The sequence below is a fragment of the Bacteroidota bacterium genome, from assembly GCA_023957335.1.
In the GTDB taxonomy this organism is placed as follows: domain Bacteria; phylum Bacteroidota; class Bacteroidia; order NS11-12g; family UBA955; genus JALOAG01.
In genome coordinates this window covers 400,285-417,554 of sequence record JAMLHC010000001.1, presented here as the reverse complement: position 1 = coordinate 417,554, position 17,270 = coordinate 400,285, and the positions used below count along the sequence as shown (strand labels likewise).

Genomic DNA, 17,270 nt, shown 5'->3' with positions numbered 1-17,270 from the left:
ACTAATGATAAGACTATCAGACATAATCAGAAATGCGGTGAGGGTGTTTAGCTTGACTGCCCTATTATTTACTTATGGTGCATTTTCAGCCAAGGCACAGAACGAGCCCTCTGCTGCAAAAGGAAAAGAGTTATTTGAACAGCAAGCTTGTATGGCTTGTCACGCTATCGACCGTGTTGTAATCGGACCTGCGCTCAAAGACATCACCAAACAAAAGAGCGAAGAATGGTTGATCAAGTGGATTAGAAATAACGTGAAGTTGCGTGAATCCGGGGATAAAGATGCTAAAGCCATTTATGATGAATACAATGGCATGGCAATGAATGTTTATGAAAACCTAACGGATAATGACATCAAGTCCATTTTGATGTGGATAGACGAAGAGAGCGCTCCCAAGGCTGCTCCCGTTGCCGGTGGTGCACCAAGCCCGCTTGTTCAAAAAGGTAAAGAATTGTTTGAGCAACAAGCATGTATGGCTTGTCACGCGATTGATAGAGTGTTGGTAGGTCCTGCATTGAAGGATGTTAGCAAACGCAGAAGCAAAGATTGGTTGCATAGTTGGATTCACAACAACGTGAAGTTGAGAGAGTCCGGAGATGCAGATGCTATTGCAATTTACAAAGAGTACAATAGTGCTGCCATGAATGTGTACGAAAATCTATCTACAGAGGATATAGATGCAATCTTGGCATGGATTGATTTTGAAAGTGCACCTAAGGTTGCAGACAATACCGGAGCAGCCGATAAAGGACAGAGCGGAAAGCCTGAAACTGAAGGCAGTTTCTATAATAAAACCACACTTTATGTAGTGATGGTGATTGCTATTGTGCTGCTAATCGTAGCTATTATCTTGTATAGAATCAGAAGAAAACTAAACAATGTAATCCATGAATTTGAATCAGGTGATAAGAAAGAAAAAACTGTAACAGAGTTCTTAAAGAACAGATACAATACTTCGCGTAGAACGATTAATACCATTTTAATTATTGTAAGTGTGGGTCTGGTACTTGGTATTTATGGTTTCTACTTTGGTGTGACCGAAGTAGGTGTTCAAAAAGGATATGCACCTACACAGCCAATAGCATATTCCCATGCGTTACATGCCGGAGAGTTAAATATTGATTGTCGTTATTGTCACAGCACGGCTGATTATAGCAAAGCTGCCAGCATCCCTTCTCTTAATACATGTATGAACTGTCACGTGGGAGTTCAGTTAAGAGATAAATACAATGGAGAAGTTTCTCCGGAAATTCAAAAAATTTATACTGCATTAGATTACAATCCTGATGCAAAGCCGGGAGAAAGATTTGGAAACAATCCCAAAAACATTAAATGGGTGCGAGTTCATAATTTACCTGATTTGTCATATTTCAACCACTCTCAACACGCAAATGTTGCTGGATTAGAATGTCAAAAATGTCACGGTCCGGTTCAAGAAATGGAAGTGATTCAGCAATATTCAACCCTGCAAATGGGATGGTGTATTGACTGTCACAGAAACACAGGAGTCGATGTAGAAAATAATGATTACTACGAAAAATTACATGCTCTTGCTAAGAAGGACATTGACAAAAACGGAAATAAAAGCAAATATCTGAAAGATGGTAAAATCAACATTACCATTGCTAATATAGGTGGTTTAGAATGTTCTAAATGTCATTATTAATTAATTTCAACTAATCAATTTCAAAAAATCTAAATGTCTAATAAAACGCAATATTGGAAAGGTGAGGAAGAGTTACTCAACACACCCGAATTTCAGGCAGATCTGAAAAAGGAATTTAGTGAAGACCTCCCTCTTGACGAAGTACTTTCGGAGAACAATTTTGAACTGTCTTCCAACAGAAGAGATTTCTTAAAATTCTTCGGTTTTAGTATTACTGCGGTTGCTTTGGCAGCTTGTAACAAAGCTCCAATCAGAAAGGCAATTCCGTATTTAGTGAAACCGGAAGATGTTACACCCGGTGTGGCAAATTATTATAACTCCACACTTGGAGCAACCTCAGAAGGATATGGTGTTCAAGTTAAAGTCCGCGAAGGGCGCCCTATTAAAGTTGATGGTAATCCAAACTCTTTTTCAGGAAGTGGTCTTTCTGCTTTGGGACAAGCAAGCATTTTGTCGCTCTATGATACTGCCAGACTGACAAGTCCGATGAAAGGTGGAAAAGCAACTGATTGGGCAACTGTTGATGGAGAAATCGGAAAAGCATTGTCAGCAAGCAAAAAGATTGCTATTGTTTCAGGTACTATTCATAGCCCATCTTCCCTTTCTGTTATTAAAAAATTTAGTGAAAAATATGGTACAGACCATATTACATACGATGCGATTTCATACAGTGGAATATTGAAAGCTAACGCTGATGGATTTGGAAAAGCTGTAATACCATCTTATGATTTTGCTAAATCTAAAATCATTGTAAGTTTTGCGGCTGACTTTCTTGGAACATGGATTTCTCCGGTTGAATTCACAGGTTCATATACTCGTGGTAGAAAACCAGGGTCTATGTCAAGACATTATCAATTTGAATCTAATTTGTCTTTGTCAGGTACCAATGCAGATATCAGATTCCCGATGAAACAATCCAGTGAAGCTCTTTATATTGCTACACTTTACAATAAAATTGCTGACAAAAAAGGAACTGCAAAAATTCCGATTACAAGAAACTTAAACCTTGCAGGTAATGTTTTGGATAATGTTGCTAAGGACTTGTTAGAAAATCAAGGTGCTTCTATCATCATATCAGGCTCTAATGACCCTTATGTTCAACAGATGATAAACGGATTGAATTTCTTACTTGGAAACTATGGAAACACAATTGATTTAAACAATTATTCAAATCAATATAAAGGACTTGACAACGATTTCGATCAGTTCTTATCAAATGCATCTAATGGCGCTTATGATGCAGTTATCTTCTGGGATGCAAATCCTGCTTATAACTATCATAAAGCGGACAATGTAAAAAATGCTCTTGCTAAAATTAAAACCAAGATTTCTTTCTCAAGTTATATGGATGAGACTTCCGAAATGGTTGATTATGTGTGCCCTGACAACCACTACTTAGAGTCATGGGGAGATGCAGAACCAAAGAAGGGCAAGTTGCAAATGATTCAACCTACCATTTCACCGGTTTTCAATACTCGTCAAGCCGAAATTTCATTGTTAACTTGGAGTGGTTTGGGTGAAAAACCCGCCAAGGATCCTTTTGCAGGAAAAGAGGTCATGGCACAGAAGTTTGATACTTCAATCTATTACACATACCTTAAAAATTATTGGATAGCAAATGTTGCCGGAGTTTCCAACGAGGAAGCATTTAATAAAGTTCTTCATGATGGAGTCTATAATCTTCCTGCAGTTGAGAATACACCGGTAAGCTATGCTGCCGAGTTCAGTTCTTATGGACCGATTATAACAAAATTAGCTCCTGAAGACAACAATGCGGTTGATTTGATTTTGTATCAAAAAGTAGGAATCAGAGATGGGAAGTTCTGTGGTAACCCATGGGTTCAAGAATTGCCGGACCCGGTTTCAAAAGTAACTTGGGATAATTATGTTTGTTTACCAAAAGCATTGGCGGAGAAGAAAAAAATAGCAGACGGTGATTTGGTAAAAGTTACTTTTAATGGTGTTACTATTGACAAATTCCCTGTTTACATTCAGCCAGGACAGGCTAATAACACAATTTCTATTGCGCTTGGTTATGGAAGAAAAGGAAAAGCTGCCGAAAAAGGTTCTTATGAAATTATAGGTAAGAATGCCTATCCATTTGCAGCATTCTTAAACGGCACAAGACAATGGACAGTTTCCGGTGTACAGATAGAAAAAGTTTCCGGACATTATGTATTGGCACAAACACAAACTCATAATACAATTGAAGGACGTGATTTGTTGAGAGAAGCAACACAAACCGAATTCAATAAAAATCCTTATGCAGGCAATGATATGCAAAGACCTCATCTCTATGAGCTTTGGTCTAGACAAGAGTATAAGAGAGATGATAATCCGGGACATTACTGGGCTATGGCTATTGACTTGAATGCTTGTACCGGTTGCGGTGCTTGTGTGGTTGCTTGTAGCATCGAAAATAATGTACCTGTAGTTGGTCGTGACGAGGTTAGAAGAAGACGTGAAATGCATTGGATCAGAATTGACAGATATTTTGCGTTTAAGAATGTTGATCATACTGATTATTCAAATGATTTATTCCTAAAAAGAGACTATCAACCGGATGTTGTTACCAAAGAGAAAGGAATTGAAGCGCTTGACAGAGCTGAAGCTAAAAAGAAAGACGGTGAATACAATTACTACGAAAATGTATCTGTAATGCACCAACCTATTATGTGTCAGCATTGTGATAACGCACCTTGCGAAACCGTTTGTCCTGTATTGGCTACTACTCACAGTACTGAAGGTTTGAACCAAATGACATATAACCGTTGTATTGGAACTAAATATTGCGCCAATAACTGTCCGTTCAAAGTTAGAAGGTTCAATTGGTTTAGATACAATGACAATGATAAGTTCGACTTCTTCTTTAATAATGATTTGGGCAAAATGGTTATCAACCCGGATGTTACGGTTAGAACGAGAGGGGTTATGGAAAAATGCTCAATGTGTGTGCAAAGAATCCAAGACGGCAAACTCAAAGCTAAACGCGAAAGAAGAGAGCTTATGGATCAAGAGATTCAAACTGCTTGTCAAAGATCATGTCCGGCCAATGCTATTGTATTTGGAGATTTGAATGATACAAACAGTGAGGTTTCAAAAGTTTACAGAAATGAACGTTCATATCACTTGCTTGAAGAACTGAATCTACAGCAAGGGGTTAAATACTTAACCAAAATCAGAAATATTTAATTTTATAGATAAATCCATTTAAGAAACAATGAGTCATAATTTAACAACAATACGCCCGCGATTATTAGCAAAGGATAAGTCACTTGCTGAAGTGAGCAATGAAATTTGCCGACCAATTGAGAATAAACCTTCTACAACGTGGAAAGTAGGATTTACACTTGCTGTTATTTTCTTCGGGTTATTAGCATTTACACTTGCGCTCACTACCATGGTCGGAATAGGTACATGGGGATTGAATAAATCTGTGCAATGGGGATGGGATATCACCAATTTCGTTTGGTGGATTGGTATCGGACATGCCGGAACATTAATTTCTGCGATTCTGCTTCTGTTCAGACAGAAGTGGAGGATGTCTATCAATCGCTCTGCTGAAGCGATGACCATCTTTGCCGTTTTATGTGCAGCTTTATTCCCGCTTTTTCACATGGGACGTATTTGGGTAGGTATGTATTGGGTATTTCCTTTGCCTAATGCTTTTGGTTCTTTGTGGGTAAACTTTAACTCACCTCTTTTGTGGGACGTGTTTGCGGTTAGTACATATTTCTCTGTGTCACTTATTTTCTGGTATTTGGGACTTATTCCGGATATTGCTACAATTAGAGACAGAGCTACAACAAAAGGTCGCAAATTCTGGTACAATTTCTTCTCAATGGGTTGGACTGGTTCTACCAGAACATGGAATAGATATGAAGTTGTTTCTTTGATTTTAGCAGGAATTTCTACACCTCTTGTGTTGTCAGTGCATACCATTGTATCCTTTGACTTTGCTACATCGGTCGTTCCGGGTTGGCATACAACGATCTTCCCTCCTTATTTTGTTGCCGGTGCTATTTTCTCCGGGTTCGGTATGGTGGCAACCTTGTTGATTATAGCAAGAAAAGTTTTAAATTATGAAGACTATATCACAATCGGACACCTCGAGGCTATGGCTAAAATCATTATGCTGACAGGTAGTTTAGTGGGTATAGCATATATTACCGAGTTTTTTGTTGCTGCATATTCAGGTGTTGAATATGAACAATACGCTTTTATTAACAGAGCAACTGGTCCATATTGGTGGGCATATTGGAGTATGATGACTTGTAATGTGATTTCTCCACAGTTCTTTTGGTTTAAATGGGCAAGAACAACACCATGGTTTATATTCTTCCTTTCTATTATTGTAAACGTAGGAATGTGGTTTGAAAGATTTGTGATTATTGTAACATCACTTCACAGAGAATATTTACCATCCGGTTGGGCTTTATATTCACCCAGTTGGGTAGAAATAGGAATTTATCTTGGAACCTTTGGAATGTTCTTTACATTCTTCTTCTTGTTTGCCAAGTTTCTTCCTGTAATTAATATAGCTGAGATTAAAACAATTTTGAAAGATAGCGAATAATTCACAAACTAAAATTGATTAGAAATAAATGATTGACAAGAAATTAAGTTTACGAAACAGCAAAAATCTTCTATTCGGAATTTTCGAAGATGGTGATGCTGCTTTAGATGCAACTCGAACTGTATATGGCAAAGGCGTGAATATCATTGACTGTTATTCACCCTATCCAATACATGGAATGGAAAAAGCCATGGGGCTTAAACGTTCCAGATTGCCTATTGGAGCCTTTATTGCCGCTATGACCGGATTGTCACTTGCTATTATCTTGCAAGCCGGAATTATGTTTTTTGACTGGCCTATGATTATTGGTGGTAAACCTTATGCAGGGATTCCTTCTTGGGTGCCTGTGATGTTTGAACTTTCAATCTTGTGTACTGCATTTGGTATTGTAATTCTATTCTTTATCAGAAGTGCCATGATTCATGGTAAAATTCCCAACGAAGTCATTGACCCCAGACAAACTAATGACAGAATCATACTTGCTCTGTCATTGGACGAAGAAGGAATTAACAAAGATGAATTAGTTAAGCTCCTATACGAACGTGGTGCAGTAACTATCAAAGAAAGGATGAATTTGGACAATAATGAGTTTGAGGATAAAGTGATTAATAACGGATAACAACAGAGAACATGAACAAGTATTTTTTTATATTAATTTCATTCATTGGATTTTCTTTTCTTTTGACTTCTTGTGCAAAAAGCAGAGGGAATAATCCCGGAGTTGAATATGCCCCTGATATGTATTATGACAAAGGATATGAACCCTTTAAGGAAAAGGATTCCAATACATTGAACAAATATGGTTCAAATATGAGAGAACCCGTAAAAGGTAGTATTGCAGTGGGTAAGTTGGATTATGCCTACCCCTTGGATAATAATGGTGAAGGATATGAAGCATCCGCTACACAAATTCACTATCCTGATAACTTTGTCTTTGATAAAGCCCGAGGAGAGAGACTTTATAATATCTATTGCGCACCTTGTCACGGTATTGAAGGTCATAATGATGGCAATGTATTTAAAAGAGTTGCCTCTATTAAACCCCCTTGGAAGGGTTATGATGATGATTATATCAAAAATCTTCCTGCCGGCAAGATGTACCATGTAATTACTTATGGTAAAAATAATATGGGTAGTCATGCCTCTGTTCTCACACCGGAAGAAAGATGGCAAGTAGTGGCTCATGTGCAAGAATTAAGTGGAGTAGGTTATCAAAAAACTCCCGTTGTTGTGCAAGAACAAACTAATAATGAAGATAAAACTAAGAAATAATTTTAAACCAAATAACTGTTATTCAAATGGCGCACGGACATAAAATAGAAATAAAACCAGAGTTCTTCGCAGGTAATAAGAAAGCTACTAAATTCAGTTTGATTCTTATTGTACTTGGACTTTTGCTCACAATAATTGGAGTTGTTACAACACCCAAAACACAGCCTGCAAAAGAAGAAGCGGCTACACATCAACATGATGCAAACCATGATGTTGCTGATGCTGCACCACATCTTAACTATTATGGCGACCATCAGGTGAATCACCCATTGCCTCCTCCCACTCCGGAAGATGCGGGTGCACACAAACCATGGTATGCAAGAGTGTATGCTAATATTTTTGCAAATTCTTATTTCTTCTTGTTAATCAGTTCATTATCATTATTTTTCTTGGCACTGCAATACGTTGCAAATGCAGGTTGGACAACTGTTTTTAAAAGAGTGATTGAAGCTGCTACTAAATTCTTGCCTATTGCTGCCGGTGTGTTTATTTTGATTTTGATAATCGGCAAAACGGATCTTTTCCATTGGGCGCATTATGAGCATGAAGGTTTAAAACCCGGTGATGCAGGATATGACAAAATTTTGGATGGTAAATCTTGGTTCTTAAACTCTTCTTTCTTCATTGGTGGCATTGTACTTATCCCGCTTATCTGGTATTTAATGGGTAATAAATTAAATTCTTTGTCCAAAAAAGAAGATGCAGAAGGAGGACTTACACCATTTAAAAAATCTATCAGATGGTCTGCCGGTTTTACTGTTTTCTTCGCATTTTCTATTAGCGTATTGAGTTGGTTGGCTATCATGAGTATCGATGCACATTGGTATTCGACTATTTTCTCTGTATATAATTTTGCTACCGGATTTGTAGCAGCATTGTGTGTGATAACTTTGTTTGTACTCTATCTGAAGTCTATCGGTCACCTACAGTTGGTTACAGATGAACATATACACGATTTAGGTAAATTCATTTTTGCATTCTCTATTTTCTGGGGATACATTTGGATTGCACAGCTTCTCTTGATTTGGTATGCACATATTCCAGAAGAGGTTTATTATTACCAAGTTAGATTGATGGATCAATGGAAACCCTATTTCTATATTAATCTTGCCTTAAATTTTGTTCTGCCTTTCTTCGCTTTGATGACAAGAGATGCAAAAAGAAATCCTCGAATTTTAGCCACTGTTGCATTACTGGTATTATTAGGTCATTGGATTGATGTGTATTTAATGGTAATGCCCGGTTCTATTGGCTCTTTAGCTAATTTAGGATTTTTAGAAGTAGGAATGTTATTGCTTTTCTCAGGCGCATTTATTTATTTGACATTGATTGCACTCACCAAACGTGCTCTTGTTGCCATGAATCACCCTTACCTTGAAGAATCAGCTCACCACGATGTAGGTGTATAATCATTGAATATTGATATGTCATAGGGCTGTAGCAATACAGCCCTTTTTTATGAATATTGATTTTAAATCTTTTAATCACTTTTAGCTGATGTTTAAAATAATTCTAAATAGGCTTTAATTTTAGTAACTTTGCCGCGCCAAACACAAGTGAGATGACGATAGTAGAAAAGGAGCTTAATTCGGTAGTAATAAAATTTGTTGGAGATTCCGGTGACGGGATGCAAGTTTCAGGTAATTTATTTACTTCCACCTCTGCATTAGCCGGTAATGACATTGCTACTTTCCCTGATTTTCCTGCTGAAATTCGCGCCCCCATTGGCACTGTGGCAGGGGTTTCAGGATTCCAAATACAGTTTGGGAATGAACGTGTTTATTCACCGGGAGATAGTTGTGATGTATTGGTGGCAATGAATGCTGCAGCACTCAAAAGCAACCTGAATACACTGAAGTCGGACGGAATTGTGATTGCAAATTCGCTCGGTTTTGATGCAAAAAATCTTAAACTTGCCGGATATCCTGCAGATGCAGATCCGCTCGGAGAGGTTCAAACCAAAGGGTATAAGCTTATCAATGTGGACTTGACTAAGGTTGCCAAAGAAACACTCTCTGACAAAGGTCTCGGAAATAAAGAAATTGAAAGAGGTAAGAACATGGTGGCTCTGGGTCTTGTGTGTTGGATGTATCAAAGACCACTAGATAAGGTTTTTGCGTTGACAGAAAGACGTTTTGGCAAGAAGGGTGAGTGGGCAGAGTGGAACAAAATGTTGATTCAGTCCGGATGGAATTTTGGAGAAACTATCGAGGTTTTCAATGAACGATATGTAGTGAAGCCGGCACCCTTGCAACCCGGAAAATACAGAGGAATTGCCGGCAATGAAGCGTTGGCACTCGGCTTTGTGGCTGCTGCACATAAGGCTAAATTAAGGTTGTTTTTAGGTGCTTATCCTATTACCCCTGCCTCTGATGTCCTACATGAACTAGCTAAACATAAGAAACGAGGTGTTGATTCTTTTATGGCAGAAGATGAGATTGCCGCAATTTGTGCCGCCATTGGAGCTTCTTATGGAGGAAGTCTTGGACTAACGGTAAGTTCAGGTCCCGGAATGGCTTTGAAAGCCGAGGCAATTGGACTTGCTGTTTCTTTGGAAATACCTTTGGTGATTTGTAATGTGCAAAGAGGTGGTCCTTCTACAGGTTTGCCTACAAAGACAGAGCAAGCAGATTTGTTTCAGGCATTGTTTGGACGAAATGGAGAGTGTCCTATGATTGTACTGGCTGCAGGCAGCCCTAAAGAGTGTTTTGAAATGGCTTTTCAAGCTGCCAAATTATCTTTGGAACATGTAACCCCCGTCATTTTACTTAGTGACGGATATATCGCAAATGGAGCAGAGCCATGGCGCTTCCCTTCTCTTAAAGATTTGCCTGAAATTAAAACAAAATTTGCTCATGCTGAAACAGATTACCAGCCTTATGCACGTGATGAAAATTATGTGCGTCAGTGGGCTGTACCGGGCATGAAAGGAATTCAGCACAGAATCGGTGGATTAGAAAAGGAAGATATTACGGGAAATGTCTCTTATGACCCGGATAATCATCAGAAAATGACTGAGTTGAGGCAGAAAAAGGTGGATAAAGTAGTGGACTTTATTCCGGAACTTAGCATTATGAATGGACCTGATACCGGAAAATTATTGGTATTGGGTTGGGGCTCAACTCTTGGAGCAATTACTACCGCTGTGTTAGATGCACATAAATCAGGAATTAATGTTAGTCAAGCACATTTGAGATATTTAAACCCATTTCCCAAAAACCTTGAAAAAGTACTGGCTAATTTTGATAAGATTTTGGTTCCGGAACTTAATATGGGACAACTGTCTTTTATCTTGAAAAGTAAGTTTAACGCTGAAATTATTCAATTAAATAAAGTGAAAGGAAAACCATTCCTTGCACGTGAGATTTTAGAAAAAATAATAGAGATTAATCATGGAAGTTGATTCATCAATGACACAGGTTGAGCAACCTGTAGTATATACAGCTAAGGATTTTGAAAGTGACCAAGATATTCGCTGGTGTCCTGGTTGTGGAGATTATGCGGTGTTGAATGCTGTCAAAAAGGTATTACCACAACTTAGCAAAAGAAAAGAAGATACTGTTTTTATTTCCGGTATTGGTTGCTCTTCGCGTTTTCCTTATTACGTGGATACATACGGAATGCATTCCATTCATGGACGTGCCTTCGCGATTGCTACAGGGTTGAAAATAACCCGCCCTGAGTTGGATGTATGGATTATTACAGGAGATGGAGACAGTTTGTCTATTGGTGGAAATCATCTGATTCATTTGTGCAGGCGAAATCCCAACGTAAATGTACTCTTGTTTAATAATGAAATTTATGGATTAACTAAAGGACAACATTCACCCACTTCACATTCCGGGCTTGTTACTAAATCATCACCATACGGGGTAATAGACACACCATTCAACCCACCTGCATTAACTTTGGGTGCCGGTGCTTCGTTTGTGGCTAGAACTATTGACAGGTTTTCGGCTCATTTGCAGGCTACTATCTTGGAAGCTGCTCAGTTTCAGGGGACTTCTTTTGTGGAAATTTATCAAAACTGTAACATATTCAATGACGGTACCTTTGAGAGTTTTACAGATAAAGAATTAAAAGATGACAACACAATCATCTTAGAGAGAGGAAAACAACTCACTTTTGGTAAAGAAAGAAATAAAGCCATTGTATTAAATGGTCATCAACCTGAAATAGTGGGGTTAAGTGATGTAAATTCAAAGAATGAATGGATACACGACCCCGAGGATTATTTTAAAGCTACTATGCTGGCACAGTTCACAGTTATGCCTGATTTCCCAAGACCATTTGGAGTTTTCTACGCAAAAAATAGATTGACTTATGATGAACAGTTCTGTGTTAAATCTGAGCAGGTAAGTGATAACGATATAGATAAAATTATTGCTGGAAAATTTACTTGGAATGTAGATTGAAACTTTAATTAAAACACAATGTCAAGAATTAGTATCAACGTAAAAGAAGGCACGCTCAAGAAGCCTGAGTATATAGTGGGAATTGACCTTGGGACTACCAATAGTCTTGTATCTGTATGTAATACCGAAAACGGAGCGCCTAAAGCATTGTCTGACAATCAGCATACTATTGTTCCTTCGGTGGTTTATTTTGACGAAAATAATCATGCTGTGGTGGGCGATAAGGCAAAAGAAATGCTGGAGCTATTTCCGGAACGCACTATATATTCTGTCAAAAGATTGCTGGGACGCTCATACAAAGATGTTGAATCCAAATCTGACTTTTTTCATTACAGAATTATTGATGAAGAAAACGATGAATTGGTCAAAATTAATATTGGAGATAAATTTTACAATCCGATTGAATTGTCTGCCTTGATTTTGAAGGAATTGAAAGACAGAGCATCACAAGTATTGAAAGGAGAAGTAAACAAAGCTGTTATCACGGTTCCGGCTTATTTTAATGATGCACAAAGACAAGCAACTCGCGATGCCGGCAAAATGGCCGGATTGGATGTATTGCGCATCATCAATGAACCTACGGCAGCCAGTCTTGCTTATGGGATTGGTTTGGACAAAGAACACAATAAAACCATAGCAGTATATGATTTGGGAGGAGGAACTTTTGATATATCAATACTGAGAATTGAAAATGGAGTTTTTGAAGTACTTGCCACCAATGGTAACACTTTTCTTGGTGGAGATGATTTTGATCATGCTATCGTAAATCATTGGATTGCACAAACTGGACTTAGTCTTGATTTACTTAAAACAGACAAAAAGAGTGCACAGAAGTTCAGGATAACTGCTGAACAAGCAAAAGTTGCGCTATCAACTCAAGACAGTTGGACAACTGAAATTGCTTGTAAAGTTTTTTCCGGTGTTTTGTCTTTGACCAAAACCGAATTGAATCAGCTTATTCAACCATTTATTGACCATACCATAGAATCATGCAAACAAGCTTTATCAGATGCCTCGATAACAAAAGCAGGTATTGATGAAGTGGTTATGGTGGGAGGCTCTACGAGAGTGCCGGCTGTTTGCGAAGCTGTTAAAATATTTTTTGAAAAAGAAACACTCAATGATAAGCTCAATCCTGATGAAGTGGTATCGTTGGGGGCTGCTGTGGAAGCAGATGTGCTTGCCGGAAATAGGAAAGATGTCTTATTGTTGGATGTTACTCCCTTGTCATTGGGAATAGAAACATTGGGCGGGTTAATGGATTTTTTAATCAGTAGAAATTCTAAAATCCCTTGCAAAGCCGGTCGCCAATACACCACCTCCAGAGACGGACAGACCGGTATCATCATCAATGTGTATCAAGGAGAAAGGGAGTTGGTGGAAGACAATAGAAAACTTGGACAATTTGAACTCAAAGGGATTCCACCCATGCAGGCAGGGTTGCCCAAAGTCGAGATTACTTTTTTGTTGGATGCTGACGGTATTCTCACAGTGGATGCCGCTGAATTGCGATCAGGAGTAAAACAAGAAATAAAAATTAAACCTGCATACGGACTGACAGATGAACAAGTAGAGACGATGTTATTGGACTCTATCAAACATGCAAAGAGCGACATGGAAGCGCGAATGGTGCAAGAGGCTATCACCGATTCACAACAATTAATTGTAACCACAGAGCGTTTTATAGACAAAAATAAAGATTGGTTGACGGTGCAAGAGGTCGAAGGAACACGAATGCGTATTGAACAATTAAGGAAAGCCTTGCAGGAGAAAAATAAAGATACTATACTTGCATATAAAGACGCCCTTAATGAGTTTTCTAAACCTTATGCAGAAAGACTTATGGACAAAGCTGTACAGAAATCTTTGAGAGGAAATAAAATTGTTTAAAAGAGTTTACATATTATTTGTTCTGATGCTTGGCTCAAACTTCATGTTTGCGCAAGAAGAAGATTATTTTTATGTCAATCCTGATGAGAAAGAATCCCTAGACCTTGGTATTCGGATGGGGTATGCCATCAATGGTTTTTATGGAGATATGTACCGAAAACCCTTGCCACTATTTGCTTTTACAGGAGGTGTTTATAATAGACTGCCTCTTAACAAATCAAAGAGTCTTACCTTATATAGCGAAGTAAGCTTTAGTTTTAAAGGAGCTAAGTTTAATGAGAGTGCCGACAGTGCAATCGAACGTATTGCCCTGATTTACTTTGATTTTCCGATAGGTTTGGAGTATAAGTTTAAGGAAGTCAAAATTTCAGAAAAGGAAAGTGTCAAATATCGTGTGTTCTTGGGAGTACAACCCTCCATATTAGCGCGTTCGTCCATGTTCAGAAATATGGATAAAGAAAGTATTGCTATGATATATGGGCTGCCCCTGCATGTTATGGATTATGCTGCGGTTGCAGGAATGCCGGTGGAGTTTCCCGTAGGATATGGCAAAATGGGTTTTTCATTGTATGTGAAATATGGATTGCGAAACATTAACCGAGACATGGAAAAATACGGAAATCTTGGTAACTTTGCGTCAGGACATAAATTTAGTAATTGGCAAGTTGCACTAAATATCACCTTTTAATAGCAATCGGATTATGAAACTCCAAAAAAACAATGTACCTTTATTGGTTACGCTGGCTGTCTTTAACAATAGCACCGAAGCCTATTTGGTTAAATCAACACTCGAAACTCAAGGTATTCGCTGTTTCTTGGAGAATGAATCCATAAACATGCTTTATGCTAATGCATTGGGCGGTGTGGTGTTAAAGGTTGCTAATACTGATTTTGATGATGCTTATGTACTCCTGCAGGAATTGAATAGGAGCAAAAGCCAACGTACAGACTTAGGTCTTCATGAAATTAATTCCATGTTTGTTTGTCCTGCTTGTGGTCAGCTCAACGAGAATAATAAGAGCATTATACAAAAGAAATCATTTTGGCAAAAAATGCTTATAGGACTGGGACTCAAATCGCATAAAATCATTTGCGACTACTGCCTTGCAAGTTTTGACAAATCAGAACTCATTAAAAAGTAGAAAATAAATTTTGCATTGCAGGGTTAAGCCGCAACCTAACCCTTGCCCAAGGTCAATCACTATTTTACAATAGTCATTTCAGATACAATATGAGGGGCGCCACCCAAGATGTCAATACACCACAACACATAGCGAATATCAACCGCAATGGTGCGCTTGTAGGTGGCATCAAAATAGATGTCCCCGCTCATCGCTTCCCAATTTCCGTCAAAAGCAAGTCCTATCAATTCTCCATTTGCGTTCATCATAGGAGAGCCTGAATTTCCTCCGGTAATGTCATTGTCGGTAAGGAAGTTTATTTTCAGTTTACCGTTTTTGTCGGCATATTGTCCATAGTTTTTCTCTCTTGCGAGCTTTAAGAAGGTAGGGCTTAAATCGAATTCAATATCACCCGGAACGTATTTTTCTAATACACCTTCCATATTGGTAGTATAATCATAATAAACAGCATCTTTTGGCACGTAACCTTTGACTGTTCCATAAGTGAGTCTGATAGATGAGTTTGCGTCAGGATATAATTCTTTTTTGGTGAATGTCTCCATTGCTTTCATAGACTCATAGGTGTCTCCGGTAATAAGGGTTGCTTTGCCGTTTTCGTTCGTAATTACAGGTTGCATGGTTTGCATCTCCATCAGACCTTTGATATAAGTTCTGCCATTTTCATTCAAAGAGCCCAAGTATATTCTGTACTTAGGTAAAATAGTATTATTAAATAGCTCTGCAAACGTATTAAAGAACTCAAATGAGTTATCCTTAGCTAATTGCTTCTGGCTTAATTTAGCTGCAAATTTCTCTGCTTTTTCTTTTGTGCTTAGATGACTTTTCTTGTAAAAATCTTGCGCAAACTTATAGGCTCCTGCTTCTCCATCCTTGTCAAATTTGTATTTCTTGGCAATTTTGGACATCAACTCCGGTTGCTGGTCTTTGGCGATGTCAGTATAATATTTGTAAACGATTCTGGCGAATATCCGTTGATCTGCCTCCCACAACAAAGGGTTCCAATCCCTATTTTGAATGGCAGTTTTGAACGCATTGATATTTTTATCAAGACTTGTCTGGTCTTGTTCTTTATAGCTATTGTTGATGGCATAAATATAACGCGCCATTGCCATAATTTCCGGTGTGAAGACGCCTTCGGCAATGTAGTACAAATGCTTGGCGTAAGGGCGATACGCATCCACAGAGCTTTGTATATGGCTCAAAATGTCTTTGTACTCAGTTTTGTTATTAGCCCAACTTTGGAAGAGATTTTCTTCTGATTTCTTTTCGTCATACACTTTCAGCTTTTTCAATTGTTCTGTCTGCCCGATATAGTATTTCCAATAATTGGCAACACTTGCATAACGGGAAGAAAGTTTCAGGCGGGTAGCTACATCCTTGTCCATTACTTTTCGCCATTCTGTTAAACGGATATTTCTCATATCCACAATGCTCATATTAGATTGGTCAAGTGATAGTTTTACGGCTTCTGCAAACTCATATCTGTTGGTCCTGCCCGGGAAACCTATAATCATAGCAAAATCTCCTTCAGAAACACCTTTAAGAGAAACCGGCAAATAATGCTTGGGTTTATACGGCACATTGTCGGGGCTATAATTGGCAGGTTTGTTTTCTTTGTTGGCATAAATCCTAAAAATAGAAAAATCACCGGTGTGTCTGGGCCACATCCAATTGTCAGAATCGCCTCCGTATTTGCCTACGTTCTGAGGAGGAGTACCTACAAATCTTACATCGGTAAATTTTTCATATACAAAAACAAAATACTGATTGCCTTTGAACATTTCATACAATCTTACATCCAAAAATGGGTCGTCTTTTCCGTATTCTAGTTTGTATTTTTTGCTTAACTCATCAATTTTGGCTGCACGAGCACTCTCGTCTTTGATATCTTTTAGTTCTGCCAATACAGCAGCAGTTACATCTTCAATCTTTTGAAGGATAGAAACCGAAAGAGCAGATTTTGGTTTTTTCTCATCAGCTTTGGTTTTGGCATAATAGCCGTTGTCAAGAATATTGTCTTCGGGTGTACTAAGTCCAGCAATCACATCATAACCACAATGGTGATTAGTAAGAAGAAGCCCTTCATTTGAAACAATTTCACCGGTACAACCGCCATTGAACCAAACAATAGCATCTTTCACAGAAGATTTGTTTACATTGTAAATGTCATCGACACTCAACTTCAATCCTTTGGCTTTCATGGCTGCCTCTTGCTTGTTCAGCAAAGACAAAATCCACATTCCTTCGTCTGCAGATACAGTGAAAAACTGCAAAACAATTGTCAATAAAAAAATTAACTTCCTCATTAT

At 38.3% G+C, this 17,270-nt stretch carries 12 protein-coding genes; 11 read left to right on the top strand and 1 reads right to left on the bottom strand.

What is annotated here, in order from left to right; translation table 11 throughout:
- Nucleotides 1-4: 4 nt before the first annotated feature.
- The 11 genes from M9892_01770 to M9892_01720 all read left to right on the top strand — a co-directional run bounded on the left by M9892_01770 (nt 5) and on the right by M9892_01720 (nt 14,961).
- Nucleotides 5-1,666, top strand: a complete 1,662-nt coding sequence (locus M9892_01770; protein ID MCO5253078.1) for a c-type cytochrome — start codon at nt 5-7, stop codon at nt 1,664-1,666.
- Nucleotides 1,667-1,699: 33 nt separating this feature from the next.
- Nucleotides 1,700-4,858, top strand: a complete 3,159-nt coding sequence (locus M9892_01765; protein ID MCO5253077.1) for a TAT-variant-translocated molybdopterin oxidoreductase — start codon at nt 1,700-1,702, stop codon at nt 4,856-4,858.
- A 28-nt stretch (nt 4,859-4,886) separates the two neighbouring features.
- Nucleotides 4,887-6,242 (top strand): polysulfide reductase NrfD, encoded by a 1,356-nt coding sequence (nrfD, locus tag M9892_01760; protein ID MCO5253076.1) that lies wholly within the window; start codon nt 4,887-4,889, stop codon nt 6,240-6,242.
- 28 nt (nt 6,243-6,270) lie between these two features.
- Complete coding sequence (locus M9892_01755; GenBank protein MCO5253075.1) at nt 6,271-6,861, top strand: DUF3341 domain-containing protein; 591 nt, start codon at nt 6,271-6,273, stop codon at nt 6,859-6,861.
- A gap of 11 nt (nt 6,862-6,872) precedes the next feature.
- The gene (locus M9892_01750) at nt 6,873-7,514 is read left to right on the top strand and encodes a cytochrome c (protein MCO5253074.1); all 642 of its coding nucleotides are present in this window, start codon (nt 6,873-6,875) and stop codon (nt 7,512-7,514) included.
- Between the two features lie 26 nt (nt 7,515-7,540).
- Nucleotides 7,541-8,923 carry a quinol:cytochrome C oxidoreductase gene (locus tag M9892_01745; protein MCO5253073.1) on the top strand — a complete coding sequence of 461 codons (1,383 nt, stop codon included), beginning with the start codon at nt 7,541-7,543 and terminating at the stop codon, nt 8,921-8,923.
- Between the two features lie 152 nt (nt 8,924-9,075).
- Complete coding sequence (locus M9892_01740; GenBank protein ID MCO5253072.1) at nt 9,076-10,917, top strand: 2-oxoacid:acceptor oxidoreductase subunit alpha; 1,842 nt, start codon at nt 9,076-9,078, stop codon at nt 10,915-10,917.
- Nucleotides 10,907-11,929 (top strand): 2-oxoacid:ferredoxin oxidoreductase subunit beta, encoded by a 1,023-nt coding sequence (locus tag M9892_01735; protein MCO5253071.1) that lies wholly within the window; start codon nt 10,907-10,909, stop codon nt 11,927-11,929. The genes M9892_01740 and M9892_01735 overlap by 11 nt, the downstream gene beginning before the upstream one ends.
- Nucleotides 11,930-11,947: 18 nt before the next feature.
- The gene (hscA, locus tag M9892_01730; GenBank protein MCO5253070.1) at nt 11,948-13,819 is read left to right on the top strand and encodes a Fe-S protein assembly chaperone HscA; all 1,872 of its coding nucleotides are present in this window, start codon (nt 11,948-11,950) and stop codon (nt 13,817-13,819) included.
- Nucleotides 13,812-14,507, top strand: a complete 696-nt coding sequence (locus M9892_01725) for a PorT family protein (protein MCO5253069.1) — start codon at nt 13,812-13,814, stop codon at nt 14,505-14,507. The genes hscA and M9892_01725 overlap by 8 nt, the downstream gene beginning before the upstream one ends.
- Nucleotides 14,508-14,520: 13 nt before the next feature.
- On the top strand, nt 14,521-14,961 hold the full coding sequence (locus M9892_01720; protein MCO5253068.1) for a DUF2007 domain-containing protein: 441 nt from the start codon (nt 14,521-14,523) through the stop codon (nt 14,959-14,961).
- A 59-nt stretch (nt 14,962-15,020) separates the two neighbouring features.
- Here the strand turns inward: M9892_01720 and M9892_01715 are convergent, their stop codons facing one another.
- Nucleotides 15,021-17,267: a S46 family peptidase gene (locus tag M9892_01715; GenBank protein ID MCO5253067.1), complete on the bottom strand. Its 2,247-nt coding sequence runs from the start codon at nt 17,265-17,267 to the stop codon at nt 15,021-15,023.
- Between the last annotated feature and the right edge of the window lie 3 nt (nt 17,268-17,270).

Coding starts and splice junctions, on each gene's coding strand:
- M9892_01770 (MCO5253078.1), top strand. CDS start 5: ATGATAAGACTATCAGACATAATCAGAAATGCGGTGAGGGTGTTTAGC.
- M9892_01765 (MCO5253077.1), top strand. CDS start 1,700: ATGTCTAATAAAACGCAATATTGGAAAGGTGAGGAAGAGTTACTCAAC.
- nrfD (MCO5253076.1), top strand. CDS start 4,887: ATGAGTCATAATTTAACAACAATACGCCCGCGATTATTAGCAAAGGAT.
- M9892_01755 (MCO5253075.1), top strand. CDS start 6,271: ATGATTGACAAGAAATTAAGTTTACGAAACAGCAAAAATCTTCTATTC.
- M9892_01750 (MCO5253074.1), top strand. CDS start 6,873: ATGAACAAGTATTTTTTTATATTAATTTCATTCATTGGATTTTCTTTT.
- M9892_01745 (MCO5253073.1), top strand. CDS start 7,541: ATGGCGCACGGACATAAAATAGAAATAAAACCAGAGTTCTTCGCAGGT.
- M9892_01740 (MCO5253072.1), top strand. CDS start 9,076: ATGACGATAGTAGAAAAGGAGCTTAATTCGGTAGTAATAAAATTTGTT.
- M9892_01735 (MCO5253071.1), top strand. CDS start 10,907: ATGGAAGTTGATTCATCAATGACACAGGTTGAGCAACCTGTAGTATAT.
- hscA (MCO5253070.1), top strand. CDS start 11,948: ATGTCAAGAATTAGTATCAACGTAAAAGAAGGCACGCTCAAGAAGCCT.
- M9892_01720 (MCO5253068.1), top strand. CDS start 14,521: ATGAAACTCCAAAAAAACAATGTACCTTTATTGGTTACGCTGGCTGTC.
- M9892_01715 (MCO5253067.1), bottom strand. CDS start 17,267: ATGAGGAAGTTAATTTTTTTATTGACAATTGTTTTGCAGTTTTTCACT.